Here is a 17,562-nt window from a genome sequence, read left to right as displayed (position 1 = left end):
CCGTTCGCCGGCGTGACGGCCGAACGAAATTCCGAATGCCTTCCCGATATTAGGCTAATGTCGTGTTGCATTGGCCGCGACGATCGGCACTATGTCCCGACAACGCGCAAAGCGGTTCGGGAGGAGCATGGTCACGACATCGACGGCGAGGGCCGCCGGCTCAGACCTCGACACGTTTCCCAAATATCTGCTGCTGAACGCCGCGCGTTTCGGCGACAAGCCCGCCATGCGCCACAAGGATTTCGGCATCTGGCAGAGTTGGACCTGGGCTCAGCAGCTCGATGAAATCCGCAAGTTCGCGCTGGGGCTGAAAGCGCTTGGGCTGAAGTCCGGCGACAACATCGCCATCATCGGCGCCAACCGGCCGCGCCTCTACTGGACCTTTACCGCCGCGCAATCGCTCGGCGCCGTGCCGGTGCCGGTCTATGGCGACGCGGTTGCCGACGAGATGGCCTATGTGCTCGACCATGCCGCCGTGCGTTTCGCCGTGGTGCAGGACCAGGAGCAGGTCGACAAGATTCTGGGCACGATGGCGCGCATCCCGTCGCTCGGCGCCATCATCTATGACGAGCCGCGTGGCCTGACGAACTATCGGCACGAGTTGCTGCATTCCTTCGAAAGCGTGCAGGCGAGGGGTGAGGCGCAGCTCGCCGCCGATAGCGGAAGCGGCAAGGCCTGGGAGGACGGCATCCGCGAGGCTTCCGGTGACGACACGTCGGTGATGCTCTACACCTCCGGCACGACCGGCCGGTCGAAGGGCGTGATGATTTCCGCACGGGGGGCGGTGAATGCGGCACGTGATACCGCCACCTTCGACAGACTCACGGAAGCCGACAGCGTGCTCGCCTACCTACCGTTGGCCTGGGTCGGCGACCATTATCTCAACTACGCGCAGGGTTATGTCTCGGGCTTCTGCATGAACTGTCCGGAAAGCAGCGAGACGGTAGCGCAGGATCTGCGCGAGATTGCGCCGACCTTCTATTTCGCGCCGCCGCGGGTGTTCGAATCCCTGCTGACCAGCGTCACCATCCGCATGGAGGACGCCGGCCGGCTGAAACGCTGGATTTACAAGCGCTGGATCGGCGTCGCCGGCAGGCATGGCGAGGCAATCCTGGAAGGCCGGCCGGTGCCCTTGCTGGCGCGGCTGGATTACGCGCTCGGGAAATTCCTGATCTACCAGCCGCTGCGCGACGTGCTCGGCCTTTCCAACATCCGCGTCGCCTATACGGCTGGCGAGGCGATCGGCCAGGATCTGTTTTCCTTTTTCCGCTCGCTCGGCATCAATCTGAAGCAGCTCTACGGGCAGACCGAGGCCTTTCTCTACGTGACCTGCCAGAACGACAGCGCGGTACGCGCCGATACCGTCGGGCCGGCCGCGCCCAACGTCGACATCCGCATCACCGATGCGGGCGAGGTGCAGTTCCGCTCGCCCGGCCAGTTCTCCGGCTACTTCAAGCAGGACGAGACCACCGCCGAGACGGTCACCGAGGACGGTTTTGTGAAGACCGGCGACGCCGGCTTCTTCGATGCTTCGGGGCAACTGAAAATCATCGACCGGGCCAAGGACGTCGGCAAGCTCAAGTCGGGTGCGCTGTTTGCGCCCAAATACATCGAGAACACGCTGAAATTCTTCCCCAACATCAAGGAAGCGGTGGCCTATGGCGACGGGCACGACTTCGTCGGCGTGTTCCTCAACATCGACCTGCAGGCGGTCGGCAACTGGGCCGAACGCAACAACATCGCCTATGCCTCCTATCAGGAACTCGCCGGGCACCGGCAAGTCTACGAGATCATCGCCGGCCATGTGGACGAGACCAACCGGCGGCTGTCGCGCGAGCCGGTGATGGCGGGCGCGCAGATCCGCCGCTTCCTCATCCTGCACAAGGAACTCGACGCCGACGACAGCGAACTGACGCGTACGCAGAAGGTGCGCCGCACCTTCGTCGCCGAGCGTTATCGCCCGCTGGTCGAGGCGCTCTACGACGGCTCGGCAGAGAAATTCGTCGACACGGAGGTGACCTACGAGGATGGCCGCAAGGGCCGCATCAGCGCCACGGTGAAGATCGCGGAGGCAAGGACCTACGAGCCGGCCTCCGGCGGCCAACAGGGCCTTGCGGCATGAGCTCGCGCTTGGCCGAACCGATCGCGGTCGCCGAGCAGGGTGCCGGCGAGATGCTGATGGAGGTGCGCAACGTCTCGCTCTCCTTCGGCGGGGTGAAGGCGATCACCGACATTTCCTTTGACATCCGCAAGGGCGAGATCAGGGCGATCATCGGGCCGAACGGTGCCGGCAAGACGTCGATGCTCAACGTCATCAACGGTTTTTATACGCCACAGAAGGGCGAGATCGTTTTTCGCGGAAACACCCGGCGGGCGATGAAGCCGCATCATGCGGTGCGCCAGGGCATAGCCCGTACCTTCCAGAACGTCGCGCTGTTCAAAGGCATGTCGACGCTGGACAACATCATGGCGGGCCGCTCGGTCCTGATGAAGCGCAACCTGTTCTGGCAGATGGTCTGGCACGGGCCGGCGCTCGCGGAAGAAATCGAGCACCGCGAGAAGGTGGAGGAGATCATCGATTTCCTCGAAATCCAGCACATCCGCCGCACGCCGGTCGGAAAACTGCCCTACGGGCTGCAGAAGCGGGTGGAACTCGGGCGGGCGCTGGCGATGGAGCCGTCGCTGCTTTTGCTCGACGAGCCGATGGCGGGCATGAACCTCGAGGAGAAGGAGGACATGAGCCGCTACATCATCGACGTCAACCGCCAGCGCGGTACGACCATCGCGCTGATCGAGCACGACATGGGCGTGGTCATGGACCTTTCCGACCGGGTCGTCGTTCTCGACTACGGCAAGAAGATCGCCGACGGCGTTCCCGACGCCGTGAAGTCAAACCAGGCCGTGATCGACGCCTATCTCGGCGTCGCGCACTGAAAGGATTTTGCCCCATGGACATCACCAACATCGCCATCACCCCGCTGGTTTCGCTGATCGCTGGCGTGCTGATCCTGATCATGCCGCGGCTGCTCAACTACATCGTGGCGATCTACCTCATCATCATCGGCCTGCTCGGCCTTTTTCCTCAACTGGCGGGGTGAGGCGGACAATGTTGGCGCTTCTTCGCACCCCCCTCTGTCCTGCCGGACATCTCCCCCGCAAGGGGGGAGATTGGCAGTTTCGCTTGCCTCGCTTCTCTTCCAACGTTGGCGATTTGCGAAACCAAAGCGGCCGGCCAATCTCCCCCCTTGCGGGGGAGATGTCCGGCAGGACAGAGGGGGGTGCGAAGGAGCGCCAACATCGACGAGGTGGATCCGGATGCCTTCTGCGGATGGAGGCCTCATGGACCTCCTGAACGCCATCTTCGTAAAACCGTTCGCGGACATGGTCGCCGCGCCGGATTTTTTGCTCCAGGTGCTTTGGGAGGGACTGGTCGCCGGCGTGCTTTATGCGCTGATCGCGTTGGGTTTCGTGCTCATCTACAAATCCTCGCGCATCTTCAACTTCGCGCAGGGCATCATGGTGGTGTTCGCCGCGCTGACGCTGATCGGTTTTCACGAACACGGCGTGCCGGCGCTTCTGGCCGTGCCGCTGACGCTCGCCGTCATGTTCATCCTCGCCGTCGCCATCGAGCGGGTAGTGCTGCGGCCGCTGGTCAACCAGCCCGACATTATCCTGTTCATGGCTACAATCGGCATCACGCTGTTCCTGATCGGCTTCGGCGAGATCATTTTCGGCGGCGAGAACAAGGTAATGATCACCGAGGAGCTGCTTATCCCCACCGGCAGCTACACCTTCGAGCCGTTCGGCGGTTTCGTGTCGATCGAACAGAAGGACCTGACCGCAGTGGTTGGCGCGGTGGTGCTGGTCGTCGTGCTGCTGGTCTTCCTCAACCGCTCCAAGATGGGCCGGGCCATCCGCGCGCTGGGGGACGATCATCAGGCGGCGCTGTCGGTCGGCATCTCGCTGTCGACCATCTGGGTGCTGGTCTGGTTCATCGCCGGCGTGATCGCGCTCGCCACCGGCATCGTCTGGGGCGCGCGGGCGGGCGTCTCCTTCGCGCTGGAGGTCATCGCCTACAAGGCGCTGCCGGTGCTGATGCTGGGCGGGCTGGAGTCGGTGTCGGGCGCCATCATCGGCGGCATCGCCATCGGCGTGCTGGAAAAACTGTTCGAGATCTACTGGGGCCAGCCACTGCTCGGCGGCAACACCGAGACATGGTTCGCCTTCGTGCTGGCGCTCATCGTGCTTTTGTTCCGGCCGCAGGGCCTGTTCGGCGAACGCATCATCGAGCGGGTGTGATCGATGCTCTATCGCACCGCCGGGCAGTTCAAGACATCCTACCGCGCCGACCATGCGCTGTTTCCGGTGCGGCAGGATGCGTGGCTGCTGGCCTTCATCCTGCTGCTCGCCTTCGTCGTCTTCCCGATGACCGCCAACGAATTCGTCTTCCGGGCACTGCTGACGCCGGTGCTAATCTATGCGCTGGCAGCGCTCGGGCTGAATATCCTCACCGGCTATGCCGGGCAACTGTCGCTGGGCACCGGGGCCTTCATGGGCGTCGGCGCCTATGCCTGCTACAAGCTGGTGACCATTTTCCCGGACCTCAACCTGATCGTGGCGATCATGCTGTCCGGATTCTTCTCGGCGGCGATCGGCGTCGCTTTCGGCCTGCCGTCGCTTCGCATCAAGGGGTTTTATCTCGCCATCGCGACGCTGGCCGCGCAGTTCTTCCTGGTGTGGCTGTTCGAGAAATGGGCCTGGCTCTACAACTACAATTCGTCGGGCTCGATCCAGGTGCCGACGATCTCCGTCTTCGGCCATCCGGTGGCCGGGCCGAATGCGACGGCCATTGTCCAGTATTACGTGGTGCTGGTGATCGTGGCTGTTATCACCTGGCTGGCGATCAATATCACGCGCGGCCGCATCGGGCGCATGTGGAAGGCGGTACGCGACATGGACATCGCCGCCGAACTGGTCGGCATCAATCTGATGAAGGCGAAACTGTCGGCCTTCGCTGTTTCGTCCTACATCGTCGGCGTGGCGGGCGCGCTGTTCGTCTTCCTGTGGCGCGGCGCGGCCGAGCCTGTCGCCTTCGACATACCGCTGTCCTTCCGCGTGCTGTTCATCGCCATCATCGGCGGGCTGGGCTCGGTGCTGGGCAACTATCTCGGCGCGATCCTGATCGTCGCACTGCCGGTTATCATCAGCACGCTGCCGGCCTCGGTCGGGCTGCCGCTAAGTTCGGCCATGGTCGAGCACCTGAACACCATGATCATCGGCGCGCTTATCATCCTGTTCCTGATCGTCGAGCCGCACGGGCTGGCGCGCTTCTGGGCAATCATCCGGGAAAAGCTCATCATGTGGCCTTTTCCGCACTAACATGCAGGGAATAGCGGCCGCGGTCGCTTGGGTGGCAGGTCAGCCTGCCAGCGGGAACGAGAAACGAAACTGGAGGAACGCATGACACGTCTGATTTCAAGAATGCTCCTTGCGGGCAGCCTGTTTGGTGGCCTGACGCTGGCCGGGCAAGCCCTCGCCGAGGACGCCATCAACGTCACCAACCTGTCCTACAGGACCGGGCCGTTCGCGGCGACCGGAACACCGCTGATGAACGGGCAGCGCGACTACATCACCATGCTCAACGAGCGCGACGGCGGCGTTGGCGGCGCCAAGCTCGTCTATGACGAGTGCGAGACCGGCTACAATACCGAGAAGGGTGCCGAGTGCTACGAGAAGACCAAGACGACCTCGATCGTCACCCAGCCCTGGTCGACCGGCATCACGCTGCAGGTGCTGCCGAAGACCAATGTCGACAAGGTGCCGATCCTGGCGCCCGGCTACGGTTTTTCGCCGATGGCCGACGGAAAAGTGTTCCAGTGGGCGTTCAATCCGCCGGCCAGTTACTGGGACGGCGCCTCGATGATTTTGAAGAACATCTCCGAGGGGAATCTGGAAAACCTCAAGGGCAAGAAGATCGTGCTGCTGCACCTCGACGCGCCCTATGGCAAGGAGCCGATCCCGCTGCTCAACGCCTATGCCGAGAAATACGGTTTTACCCTGCTGCCGATCCCGGTCGGCCTGAAGGAGATGCAGAACCAGTCGGCGCAGTGGCTGCAGATCCGGCGCGAGCGGCCTGACTTCGTGCTGATGTGGGGCTGGGGCGCCATGAACGCCGGCGCGCTTGCCGAGGCGGCCAAGACGAAATTCCCGATGGACAAGTTCGTCGGCATCTGGTGGTCGGGCAGCGATGCCGACCTCAAGACCATCGGCGAGGCTGGCAAGGGATACCGTTCGATCTCGTGGAGCTTTCCGGTCTCCGACTCCAAGGTGATGAAGGACATCAAGCAACTCGTGGTCGAGGCCGGCCATTCGATGCTGCCGCGCGAGGAGTTCGACTACGTCTTCTATCAGCGCGGCGTGGTGATCTCGATGTTCGTGGTCGAGGGCATCAAGGAGGCGCAGGCGCATTTCAAGACCAAGGCGGTGAACGCGGAACAACTGCGCTGGGGACTCGAGAACCTGAAGCTCGACGAGAAGCGTCTCAAGGAGATCGGCATGGAGGGCATGGTGCCGCCGTTCTCGACCTCCTGCGGCAACCATTCCGGCCATTCGGGTGCGTGGATGCTGCAATGGGACGGCGCAAAATTCGTGAAGGTGTCGGAGCGGCTGGAGGCCGACCAAGGCATGATCGAACCGCTGGTGCTTGAAGGGGCGAAGAAATACGCCGAGTCCAACGCACCCTGGCCGGTGAACGAGGAGTGCAAGTGACGCGGCGTCTCCCTCCCCCTTGAGGGGAGGGTGGCCCGAAGGGCCGGGTGGGGTCGGTTCAGGCAGCGCGGGACTTGGATATGCAGAAGCAGGGTAGAAATGAGGTTGAGACCGGCCGGGACGACCCCACCCGGCCGCTTCGCGGCCACCCTCCCCTCAAGGGGGAGGGTAACGCAGCGCCCCCCATCCTCTCGGTGAACAACATCGAGGTGATCTACGACCACGTCATCCTGGTGCTGAAGGGCGTGTCGCTGACGGTGCCACAGGGTGGCATCACGGCGCTGCTGGGCGCCAACGGCGCGGGCAAGACGACGACGCTGAAGGCGATCTCGAACCTGCTGCACGGCGAGCGCGGCGAGGTGACCAAGGGCACGATCGTCTTTGCCGGCGAACAGGTGCAGGCGCGCTCGCCGAACGAACTGGTGCGGCGCGGCTGCATCCAGGTGATGGAGGGGCGGCATTGCTTCGGCCATCTGTCGGTCGAGGACAATCTGCTCACCGGCGCGTTCACGCGGCGCGACGGCAACGCCGCGATCCGCGCCGACCTCGACCTCGTCTACGAGTATTTTCCGCGGCTGAAGGTGCGGCGCACCAGCCAGGCCGGCTACACCTCGGGTGGCGAGCAGCAGATGACGGCGATCGGCCGGGCACTGATGAGCCGGCCGAAGATGATCCTGCTCGACGAGCCGTCGATGGGGCTGGCGCCGCAACTGGTCGAGGAGATTTTCGAGATCGTCCGAAAGCTCAACGAGGAGCAGGGCGTGTCCTTCCTGCTCGCCGAGCAGAACACCAACATCGCGCTACGATACGCCAAGTACGGCTACATCCTCGAATCCGGCCGCATCGTGCTCGACGGGGCGGCGGAGGCGCTGCGCCGCAACGAGGACGTGAAGGAATTCTACCTCGGCGTCGGCGGCGAGGGACGAAAATCGTTCCGCGACGTGAAGCACTACAAGCGCCGCAAGCGCTGGCTGTCGTAGGCGGTCCTCATTCGAGCGGTGGCGCCAGGCTGACCTTTGCCGATCCGCGCCGCAACAGACCCCTTTTGCCAGCTTGCGGCGCGGCTTGATGCTCGCGGGGCAGCGGCCGGCAAATAGAGCAGTTTGCATGTTCGCGTGAAACGGTTAGGTGTCTCGCATCCGGAAAGGGAGGAGGACGCCATGAAGGAACGCATCGGGTTCATCGGTCTCGGCAATATGGGTGCCGGCATGGCCGCCAACATATTGAAGAAGGGCTGGCCGCTGACGGTGCTGGCGCATCGCAGCCGCGAGGCGGTCGACAGGCTGGTAGCCGCAGGCGCCAAGGAGGCCAGAACCGCGCGGGAACTTGCTGAAAACAGCGACATCGTCGTGCTCTGCGTCACCGGCTCGCCGCAGGTCGATCAAGCGGTCAACGGTCCCGACGGCTTGGCGTCCGCCGGCAAGCCGCTGATGATCGTCGATTGCTCCACCTCCGATCCGGCTTCCACGGTACGGCTCGCTGCGGAGCTGAAGCAGCGTGGCATCACCCTCATCGACGCGCCGCTGGGGCGCACGCCGAAGGAGGCTGCCGAAGGCACGCTCGACGTCATGGTCGGCGGCTCCGAGGAGGAGCTTGCCCGCGCCCGGCCGGTGCTGGAGGCATTTGCCGGCCGCGTCATCCCAACCGGTCCCGTCGGCACCGGCCACACGATGAAGCTGCTCAACAATTTTCTGTCGATGGGTTATGCGGCGATCTATGCGGAAGCGCTGATGCTCGGCGCCAGGGCGGGCCTGACGCCGACGACGTTCGACAGCGTCATCCGAGGCGGCCGCATGGATTGCGGCTTCTATCAGACCTTTTTCGACTATGTGGTGAACCGCAACCCGAATGCCCACCGCTTCGCCATCTCGAACGCCTTGAAGGATATGACCTATCTCGCCTCCTTCGCGCAGTCGGCGACTGTCGCCAATCCCGTCGGCGCTGCCGTCCGCAACAGCTTCGCCGCGGCCGTCGCAACCGGACACGGCGGCGACTTCGTGCCTACCCTGTCGGATTTCGTGGCCGGGCAGAACGGAGTGGACCTTACCAAGGTTTGATCAGGCTGGATAAGTTCACCATGGGTGCCTCCTTCGGAACTCATCATTGAGCTGTTCGCCCGATTTTCCACGCCGTTGGGGCCGCTCGTCAGAGCGCAAGATTTAGCTGTGACTTGGCGGGCAAGCGTCGGAAGACGCGACACAGCCAGCCGCACCGGCAGCAACCGAAAGCACCGTGCCGACGTTGTGAAGCGCGTGCATGAGGGGAACCGATGCTGACCTGGCCGCAATTTCTGTCGGTCGCCGTCATCGTCGCGATGATGGCGGTCTTCGTCTGGGGCCGTTTCCGCTACGATCTCGTGGCGGCGTTGTCGCTGCTGCTGGCGCTCGCCGTCGGCGTCGTGCCGCTGGAAAAGGCGTTCAGCGGCTTCAGCGACGATATCGTCATCATCGTCGGCAGCGCGCTGCTGGTCAGCGCCGGTGTGGCGCGCAGCGGCATCATGGAACTCGCCGTGCAGCGCTATGCACCGAACCTCTCCTCGGTTCGCGCGCAACTGGCCTTGCTGGTGATCGTCGTCGCCCTGCTGTCGGCCTTCGTGAAAAACATCGGCGCGCTAGCGATCATGATCCCGATCGCCTTCCAATTCGCGCGGCGCTCCAACACATCGCCTTCGGTGTTCCTGATGCCGATGGCCTTCGCCGCGCTGCTCGGCGGACTGATGACCCAGATCGGCACCTCGCCCAACATCGTGGTGTCGCGGCTGCGCGAGGAAATCACCGGCACCAGCTTCACCATGTTCGACTTCACGCCCGTCGGCCTGTCGCTGACGGCGGTCGGCATCGTCTTCCTGGTTCTGTTCTACTGGATCGTGCCGGTACGCACCCGCCAGGACGTGTCGGTACACCATGCGCTGGACATCAGGAACTATGTCGCCGAGGCAAAGGTGACGGCCGAGTCCGCCGTTGCCGGAAAGACCGTGGCGGATCTGTTGAAGATGGCGGCGGGCGAAGCGGTGATCACCTCGATCATCCGCGATGGTGCGGTGCGGATAACGCCCTTTCCCGATGCGGCACTTCGCGACGGCGATCGGTTGATCATCGAGGGCGACCCGCAGGATCTCGACCGGCTGGTGGCGCAGGCCAGACTCAGCATCACCGGCGATCGCAAGCTGACGCCCGAGGGCAGTTCCTCGGAGATCATGGCGATCGAGGCGGTGATCGGCGAAAACTCCAGCCTGATCGGCTGGTCGGCGCAGGGGCTGCTGCTCTACCACCGGTTCAACGTCAACCTGCTGGCCGTCAGCCGCAAGGGCGCGCGGCTGGACCGCGATCCCGGCACCATCGTGTTCCGGCTCGGCGACGTCGTCCTGCTGCAGGGTGACCACGCGTCGATGCCGGAATTTTTGCGAGAATTCCATCTGCTGCCGCTGGCCGAGCGCTCGCTGCTGATCGGTAGCGTGCGGCGGGGCATCGTGCCGGTGGCGATCCTCGCCGCGGCCATGGGCACCACCGCGTTAGGCTTCGTGCCGGTGCAGGTCGCGTTCTTCGCCGCGGCGGTGGCGATGATACTGTTCAGGGTGATCCCGCTGCGCGAGGTCTATTCGGCTGTCGATGGGCCGATCCTGGTGATGTTGGCCACCCTGATTCCTGTCAGCGATTCCCTGCGCGCCACCGGCGCGACCGACGTGCTGGCGGCGGTGCTGGCCGACATTGCCGCCGGCCTGCCGGCCTACGGCGCGCTGGCGCTGATCCTGGTCACCGCCATGGCGGTGACGCCGTTCCTCAACAATGCAGCCACCGTGCTGGTGATGGCGCCGATCGCCGCCGGCTTCGCCTCGGGGCTGGGCTACCGACCGGAGGCCTTCTTGATGGCGGTGGCGATCGGCGCGGGCTGCGATTTCCTCACCCCGATCGGCCACCAGTGCAATACGCTGGTGATGGGACCGGGCGGCTACAAATTCGCCGACTATCCGCGTCTCGGCCTGCCGCTGTCGCTGATCGTCATTCTTGCCGCCGTGCCGCTGCTGCTGGTGTTCTGGCCCGTGCGATAGCCCAGCACATACTTCCCCTCGGGGCCCGTCCTGGGGCAAGGTCGGCGATCATGAGACAAGATTCGCGGCGCGCGGCGGTGCCGGTCCTGGTGCCGATGCCGGCGGAAGCGCCTTATACCTACGCTGTCCCGGAAGGCATGACGGTCGAACCCGGCTCGATCGTGCGCGTGCCGCTCGGGCCGCGCCACGTCGCCGGCATCGTCTGGGACGGCGAGGGCGGCGCGGTCGACGCCAAGAAACTTCGGCCGATCGACCATGTCTTCGACTGCCCGCCCGTACCGGAGGGCATGCGGCGCTTCGTCGACTGGGTGTCGAGCTACACGCTGGCCGCGCCTGGCATGGTCGCCCGCATGATTCTTCGCGCGCCGGAAGCTTTTGACCCCGAACCCTGGATCGAGGGTCTGCGCAAGACCGGGAGCGAGCCGGACCGGATGACCGAGGCGCGCGCCCGAGTGCTGGCGCTCGCCGATGACGGGCTCGCCTGGACGCGCTCCGGCCTGGCGCATGCCGCGGGCGTATCGTCGGGAGTGGTCGACGGGCTGAAGGCGCAGGGCGTGCTGGCAACCGAGATGATCCCGCCGCGCCCGGTGGTGGCCGCGCCCGACCCCTCCTACGGCTCGAACGAGTTGAGCGCGGAGCAACAGGACGCGGCGGTGGAATTGCGCCGCGCGGTGGAGGCGGGAAAATTCGGCGTGACGCTGATCGACGGCGTTACCGGCTCCGGCAAGACGGAAGTCTATTTCGAGGCGGTGGCCGCGGCGGTCGAGCGCGGAAAGCAGGTGCTGATCCTGCTGCCCGAGATCGCGCTGACCCAGGCTTTCCTCGAACGCTTCCAGGACCGGTTCGGCGCCAAACCGGCGGAATGGCACTCCGACGTGCCGCCAAGGATGCGCGAAAAAGTGTGGCGGCAGGTGGCGGAGGGCCAGGTGCGCGTCGTCGCCGGCGCGCGCTCCGCCCTTTACCTGCCCTTTCCGAATCTCGGCCTGATCGTCGTCGACGAGGAACACGACCCCGCCTACAAGCAGGAGGACCGCGTTTATTACAGCGCCCGCGACATGGCCGTCGTGCGCGCCCATATCGGCGGATTTCCGACGGTGCTGGCTTCCGCCACGCCCTCGGTCGAAAGCCGGGTCAATGCCGAGCAGGGCCGCTATCACCGCATCGCGCTGTCGTCGCGTTTCGCCGACGCGGCGCTGCCCGACATCCGCGCCGTCGACCTGCGCCGCGCGCCGCCGCCACGTGGCGGGTTTCTGTCTCCGGTGCTGGTCGACCAGGTGCGCGCCACAATCGGGCGTGGCGAACAGGCGCTGCTGTTTCTCAACCGCCGCGGCTATGCGCCGCTGACGCTCTGCCGCGTCTGCGGCCACCGCTTCCAGTGCCCGTCCTGCTCGGCTTGGCTGGTCGAGCACCGGTTCCGCGGCCAGCTTGTCTGCCACCATTGCGGCCATCACGAGCACCGCCCCGAAGCCTGCCCGGAATGCGGCACCTTCGACCATCTCGCCGCCTGCGGCCCCGGCGTCGAGCGCATCGCCGAGGAAGTGGTCGGACATTTTCCCGATGCGCGCACCATCGTGCTGTCTTCCGACATTCTTGGCGGGGTGAAGCGGCTCCGGCTGGAGCTCGACGCCATCGCCAAGGGCGAGGCCGACATCGTCGTCGGCACCCAGCTCGTCGCCAAGGGCCACAATTTCCCCAACATGACGCTGGTCGGCGTGGTCGACGCCGATCTCGGCCTGGCGAACGGCGATCCGCGCGCCGCCGAGCGCACGTTTCAGCTTCTCAGCCAGGTGACCGGCCGCGCGGGGCGCACCGGCAAGAAAAGCGCCGGCCTGCTGCAGACGTTCCAGCCCGACCATCCGGTGATGCGGGCGCTGGTGTCGGGCGACGCCGAAGCCTTCTACGAGCGCGAGATCGCCGAGCGCGAGCGTTCCGCCCTGCCGCCCTTCGGCCGGCTGGCGGGCATCGTCGTCAGCGCCGAAACCAAGGCCGAAGCCGAGTCCCATGCGCGGCAGTTGCGCCGCGCCGCGCCGCCGGCAAAAGACATCAGCCTGCTTGGCCCCGCCGAGGCGCCGCTGGCGCTGATTGCCGGCCGCCACCGTTTTCGCCTGCTGGCCCACGGCGAGCGAAAGTCCGACATGCAGGCTTTTTTGCGCGCGCTGCTGGCGGCCGGGCCGAAGCCGCGCGGCTCGGTCAGGGTGCAGGTGGACATCGATCCGCAGAGTTTTTTGTGATTGGCAAATTTTGACAATTGAGCCGTTCGGCCATAAATTTCCAGCTCTTCCCGAGGAGTTCTTCGATGCCGACCATGAATGTCAGCCTTACCGAGGAAATGACGAAATTCGTCGAGTCCGAAGTGACGGGGGGAGACTATGTTTCGGCCAGCGAAGTCGTGCGGGATGCCCTGCGTCTGCTGAAGCACGAGCGGGAAATGGAGGCCGAGGAGCTGCGCCTCCTGCGCGAGGAAGTGCGGATAGGTCTGGACGCCGCCGAGCGCGGCGAGTTTTCCGAGCGGACATTGGATGACATCTTTCAGGCGGCGTTGCGCGAGAACGGTCTGTGAGGGTTCGCTACACCAAGCCGGCGGACAAGGACATTTTGCAGGCATTGTCGAACTCGATCCGGCTTTTCGGGCCGAAGCAGTCCGAGCGGTATCTCGCGGTCATCCGGGCTGGTGTTCAGTCGATCGCCGAAGAGCCGCACCGCCCGGCATCGAAGGCGCGCGATGAACTCGGACAGGGCGTTCGGTCTTTTCATCTCCAGTTCGCGGTCCAGCGTCAGGGTGGAGCCAGTCACGTCATCTACTACCGCGTATCATCGACGGGGCAGGACGAACTGATCGTCCTGCGCGTCCTGGCGGATAGAATGGATCCTGCCAGGCGTGTCAGGACTGCGTTGAAAACCGCAGCGGGGCAATAATCGGGCTGTTCTGGCTCGCGAGGGCGACAAATAGGGTTCGTGCTCAGGATGACCGTCGACAATCCAACGCCGTGCAAAGCCGCCTATCTGGCCGAGATCGAACGGATGCGGCAGGTCGACGGCATCGACGGCGTGATCATGGGCTGCACCGAGATCATCATGCTGATCGGCCAAGCCGATTTCCACATGCCGGTCTTCGACACGACGCGCGGCCGTGGATTTCGCGCTATCTTAACGGCGTCCGGCCTCTCGTTCCGCAAACCATTCATGGGCGTGCATCGTTCTTGCCGCTGGCAAGCTGATTTGTGACAACACGGGCTCGAAGACCCGAACGGGCACGTCTTCGAGGAACCAACTGAACGTTTTCAGATGAGGATGTCTGTTGATACTGGCGACGTCATCAGGCGTCACCGTCACCATTTTACTTAGAAGCAACTCCTCGATCCGGAGCGCATCCAATGCCGGCGCGATGGTCTGGATACCTTTCAACTGTCCCAATTCAAGCCGAACGAGAGCCTTCAAACCCGCAAATGATGGAAGAGCCAAGATGTTTCGCAGACCGTACAGGCTGAGATACTCCAAGGCCTCCAACCCAACCACAGCTCCAATGTCGTGGAGGTTGTTAATCTGATTCAGTGACAGATACCGAAGGTTTCGGCATTCCCGAATTTCGTCGACCGATTCCTTGGTTCCCCCGCGCCAGTCCAATGACCAAAGCGCCGGCATTTGCCTCAACACGTCCTGCGGAACGATGACGTTCCACAGCGTCAGTTTTTCAATTGGCCGGAGCCAATCGAGATCGTCTGCAACGATCTCGGCGTGATCGATCCAAAGATCGGTCGTCGAACGGAATCTGGCAGCCGATCTCGCAGACAACCTTGCTTTTGCCAACATCGCCCCCGACCTTGACCTGCAAACGCCGGTCACTCGCGAACATCGCAACTTGCCTGTTCGATCCCGCTACGTCCACCGCGATCGCTACACGGACGACGGCCTCAGACATCAGATCGCTTCAACCGGTCTCGCTGTTCGCTCGCGCGCTTGACTTCCGCCGCGTGCAACCTTCAATGCGCAAACGCGAAGCGGAGAGGGCGATATGGAACTGGCATTTCCGTGGCCGATGAGCAACGGCGAGTGGCTGGCCTGGTCGAGCGCGGCCGTCACCGTGCTGTTCGGCTTGCTGCTGTTCTTCGCCCCGCGCATCTCGCTGCGCATCCTGCGCCTGCAAACCACGGAAGCGCACCCGGAAGCGGTGTCGGAGGCGCGCGCCACCATGGCCGGCTTCTATCTCGGCGTCGGGCTGTGCTGCCTGCTCCTCGGCGCCCAGCCGTTCCTGTACATGGCGCTCGGCGTCTCCTGGCTGCTCACCGCCTTCGGCCGCCTCGTCTCCATGCTGTCGGACAACGGCAACACCTTCTACAACTGGATTTCGCTCGCCGTCGAAGTGGTGCTCGCCGCCCTTCCGCTCGCCTTCGCCTTCGGCCTCATTCCTTGAATCCCGCGCGGCGTGGGGCCGCCCCCGCCCGGCTGCGACAATCTGTTCAAAAGCTTGTCCGGCAACGTGTTGCGGTGTTCGTATGCGTATGCTAGACGGCGGGCGGCTATCGGACGGGGGAGCGCCAAGCGCGTGGTCTGCCGGTGGCAAAAATGCAGCAAGGCCAAAGATTTAGCCAGAGTCACGCACTCGCGCCGATAATCTCGCGGCCTTTCAGACCAAGAGAAAAGACTATCCGTGGCAAAGTCCAGCTCGCCAGTCTCCGGGGTCGCCGAACGATACGCAGCTTCCCTGCATGACCTCGCCGCCGAGGCCAGGGTCGTGCCGCAGGTCGAGGCCGATCTCGGCCGCTTCGAAAACCTGCTGTCAAGCAGCGAAGATCTGACCCGCATGATCAAAAGCCCGGTCTTCTCGGCCGACGAACAATTCAAGGCGATCTCGGCGATCGTCGACAAGGCCGGCATCACCGGTCTGGTCGGTAATTTCCTGAAGGTCGTCGCCAAGAACCGCCGCCTTTTCGCCGTGCCGGCGATGATCAAGGCGTTCCGCCGCATTGCCGCCGAGGCGCGCGGCGAAGTCGCCGCCGAGGTCACCTCGGCGCACGCGCTGACGACCGCGCAGGAGACCGAACTCAAGGCCGCGCTGAAAAGCGTCGCCGGCAAGGACGTCTCGATCGCGGTTACCGTCGATCCCTCGCTGCTCGGCGGCCTCGTCGTCAAGCTTGGCTCGCGCCAGATCGACACGTCGCTCAGAACAAAACTCAATTCGCTCAAGCTTGCACTGAAAGAGGTCGGCTGATGGACATCCGCGCCGCGGAAATCTCCGCAATCCTTAAGGACCAGATCAAGAATTTCGGCCAGGAAGCCGAAGTTTCGGAGGTCGGTCAGGTTCTGTCGGTCGGCGACGGCATCGCCCGCGTCTACGGCCTCGACAATGTCCAGGCCGGCGAGATGGTGGAGTTCCCCGGCGGCATCCGCGGCATGGCGCTCAACCTCGAAGCCGACAATGTCGGCGTCGTCATCTTCGGCGCCGACCGCGACATCAAGGAAGGCGACACCGTCAAGCGCACCGGCGCCATCGTCGACGCGCCTGTCGGCCCCGGCCTGCTCGGCCGCGTCGTCGACGCGCTTGGCAACCCGATCGACGGCAAGGGTCCGATCAAGTACACCGAGCGCAAGCGCGTCGACGTCAAGGCGCCCGGCATCATTCCGCGCAAGTCGGTGCATGAGCCGATGTCGACCGGCCTCAAGGCCATCGACGCGCTGATCCCGGTCGGTCGCGGCCAGCGCGAACTGGTCATCGGCGACCGCCAGACCGGCAAGACCGCCATCATCCTCGACACCATCCTGAACCAGAAGGCGGTCCACCAGAGCGGCCCCGAGAGCGAGAAGCTCTACTGCGTCTACGTCGCCATCGGCCAGAAGCGCTCGACCGTCGCGCAGTTCGTGAAGGTGCTGGAAGAGCGCGGTGCCCTTGAATATTCGATCATCGTCGCCGCCACCGCGTCGGACCCGGCGCCGATGCAGTTCCTGGCGCCGTTTACGGCGTGCACCATGGGCGAATATTTCCGCGACAACGGCCAGCACGCGCTGATCGGCTATGACGACCTCTCCAAGCAGGCCGTCGCCTACCGGCAGATGTCGCTCCTGCTGCGCCGCCCGCCGGGCCGCGAAGCCTATCCCGGCGACGTTTTCTACCTGCACTCGCGCCTGCTCGAGCGCGCCGCGAAGCTCAACGACGAGGAAGGCAACGGCTCGCTGACCGCGCTTCCGGTCATCGAGACGCAGGCCAACGACGTGTCGGCCTACATCCCGACCAACGTGATCTCGATCACCGACGGCCAGATCTTCCTCGAGACCAACCTGTTCTTCCAGGGCATCCGCCCGGCGGTGAACGTCGGCCTGTCGGTGTCGCGCGTCGGCTCGGCCGCCCAGGTCAAGGCGATGAAGCAGGTCGCCGGCTCGATCAAGGGCGAGCTCGCGCAGTACCGCGAGATGGCCGCCTTCGCGCAGTTCGGCTCGGACCTCGACGCCGCCACGCAGCGCCTGCTGAACCGCGGCGCCCGCCTGACCGAGCTTCTGAAGCAGCCGCAGTTCTCGCCGTTGAAGACGGAAGAGCAGGTCGCGGTGATCTTCGCCGGCGTCAACGGCTATCTCGACAAGCTCGCCGTCAACCAGGTGCGCACGTTCGAGGACGGCCTGCTGGCGCATATGCGCTCCGACGGCAAGGCCGTGCTGGAGGCGATCCGCAACGAGAAGGCGCTGTCGGACGATCTGCGCGCAAAACTCAAGGGCGAGATCGACAAGTTCGCCAAGACCTTCGCCTGAGACCGACG

The 17,562-nt window shown here is 64.4% G+C and carries 17 protein-coding genes; 16 read left to right on the top strand and 1 reads right to left on the bottom strand.

Annotation, left to right across the window (positions count from 1 at the left end):
- The first annotated feature begins 127 nt into the window (after positions 1-127).
- The 13 genes from RB623_RS24810 to RB623_RS24750 all read left to right on the top strand — a co-directional run bounded on the left by RB623_RS24810 (position 128) and on the right by RB623_RS24750 (position 14,041).
- Complete coding sequence (locus RB623_RS24810) at positions 128-2,122, top strand: AMP-binding protein (RefSeq protein WP_308059779.1); 1,995 nt, start codon at positions 128-130, stop codon at positions 2,120-2,122.
- Complete coding sequence (locus RB623_RS24805) at positions 2,119-2,934, top strand: ABC transporter ATP-binding protein (protein WP_308059777.1); 816 nt, start codon at positions 2,119-2,121, stop codon at positions 2,932-2,934. Before RB623_RS24810 ends, RB623_RS24805 begins: the two co-directional genes overlap by 4 nt.
- Before the next feature lie 14 nt (positions 2,935-2,948).
- Positions 2,949-3,098: a DUF3096 domain-containing protein gene (locus tag RB623_RS24800; protein ID WP_308059775.1), complete on the top strand. Its 150-nt coding sequence runs from the start codon at positions 2,949-2,951 to the stop codon at positions 3,096-3,098.
- A 241-nt stretch (positions 3,099-3,339) separates the two neighbouring features.
- Positions 3,340-4,299, top strand: a complete 960-nt coding sequence (locus tag RB623_RS24795) for a branched-chain amino acid ABC transporter permease (protein ID WP_308059774.1) — start codon at positions 3,340-3,342, stop codon at positions 4,297-4,299.
- Positions 4,300-4,302: 3 nt separating this feature from the next.
- Positions 4,303-5,379 (top strand): branched-chain amino acid ABC transporter permease, encoded by a 1,077-nt coding sequence (locus RB623_RS24790; RefSeq protein WP_308059773.1) that lies wholly within the window; start codon positions 4,303-4,305, stop codon positions 5,377-5,379.
- Positions 5,380-5,460: 81 nt separating this feature from the next.
- Positions 5,461-6,768: an ABC transporter substrate-binding protein gene (locus RB623_RS24785; protein WP_308059772.1), complete on the top strand. Its 1,308-nt coding sequence runs from the start codon at positions 5,461-5,463 to the stop codon at positions 6,766-6,768.
- 80 nt (positions 6,769-6,848) lie between these two features.
- Positions 6,849-7,748: an ABC transporter ATP-binding protein gene (locus RB623_RS24780; RefSeq protein ID WP_308059771.1), complete on the top strand. Its 900-nt coding sequence runs from the start codon at positions 6,849-6,851 to the stop codon at positions 7,746-7,748.
- A 135-nt stretch (positions 7,749-7,883) separates the two neighbouring features.
- Complete coding sequence (locus RB623_RS24775) at positions 7,884-8,825, top strand: NAD(P)-dependent oxidoreductase (RefSeq protein ID WP_308059769.1); 942 nt, start codon at positions 7,884-7,886, stop codon at positions 8,823-8,825.
- Positions 8,826-9,040: 215 nt separating this feature from the next.
- Positions 9,041-10,816: an SLC13 family permease gene (locus RB623_RS24770; RefSeq protein ID WP_308059858.1), complete on the top strand. Its 1,776-nt coding sequence runs from the start codon at positions 9,041-9,043 to the stop codon at positions 10,814-10,816.
- 50 nt (positions 10,817-10,866) lie between these two features.
- A complete protein-coding gene (locus RB623_RS24765) occupies positions 10,867-13,047 on the top strand; it encodes a primosomal protein N' (protein ID WP_308059767.1) in 2,181 nt (726 codons plus the stop codon).
- 65 nt (positions 13,048-13,112) lie between these two features.
- Positions 13,113-13,376: a type II toxin-antitoxin system ParD family antitoxin gene (locus RB623_RS24760; RefSeq protein ID WP_308059766.1), complete on the top strand. Its 264-nt coding sequence runs from the start codon at positions 13,113-13,115 to the stop codon at positions 13,374-13,376.
- Positions 13,373-13,732: a type II toxin-antitoxin system RelE/ParE family toxin gene (locus RB623_RS24755; RefSeq protein WP_308059764.1), complete on the top strand. Its 360-nt coding sequence runs from the start codon at positions 13,373-13,375 to the stop codon at positions 13,730-13,732. The genes RB623_RS24760 and RB623_RS24755 overlap by 4 nt, the downstream gene beginning before the upstream one ends.
- Before the next feature lie 48 nt (positions 13,733-13,780).
- Entirely contained in the window at positions 13,781-14,041 is a 261-nt protein-coding gene (locus RB623_RS24750) for a hypothetical protein (RefSeq protein ID WP_308059763.1), read from the top strand.
- Here the strand turns inward: RB623_RS24750 and RB623_RS24745 are convergent.
- Complete coding sequence (locus RB623_RS24745) at positions 13,964-14,626, bottom strand: leucine-rich repeat domain-containing protein (RefSeq protein WP_308059761.1); 663 nt, start codon at positions 14,624-14,626, stop codon at positions 13,964-13,966. The genes RB623_RS24750 and RB623_RS24745 overlap by 78 nt on opposite strands.
- A 202-nt stretch (positions 14,627-14,828) precedes the next feature.
- Here RB623_RS24745 and RB623_RS24740 point away from each other — a divergent pair, with 202 nt between their 5' ends.
- The 3 genes from RB623_RS24740 (at position 14,829) to atpA (ending at position 17,554) form a co-directional block, all read left to right on the top strand.
- A complete protein-coding gene (locus RB623_RS24740) occupies positions 14,829-15,227 on the top strand; it encodes a DUF4345 family protein (RefSeq protein WP_308059759.1) in 399 nt (132 codons plus the stop codon).
- A 237-nt stretch (positions 15,228-15,464) separates the two neighbouring features.
- The gene (locus RB623_RS24735; protein WP_308059758.1) at positions 15,465-16,025 is read left to right on the top strand and encodes a F0F1 ATP synthase subunit delta; all 561 of its coding nucleotides are present in this window, start codon (positions 15,465-15,467) and stop codon (positions 16,023-16,025) included.
- Positions 16,025-17,554 (top strand): F0F1 ATP synthase subunit alpha, encoded by a 1,530-nt coding sequence (gene atpA / locus RB623_RS24730; RefSeq protein WP_308059757.1) that lies wholly within the window; start codon positions 16,025-16,027, stop codon positions 17,552-17,554. The genes RB623_RS24735 and atpA overlap by 1 nt, the downstream gene beginning before the upstream one ends.
- The last annotated feature ends 8 nt before the right edge of the window (positions 17,555-17,562 follow it).

This window comes from Mesorhizobium sp. LHD-90, from assembly GCF_030929505.1.
GTDB lineage: Bacteria > Pseudomonadota > Alphaproteobacteria > Rhizobiales > Rhizobiaceae > Kumtagia.
This window is presented reverse-complemented; position numbering and strand designations above follow the sequence as displayed.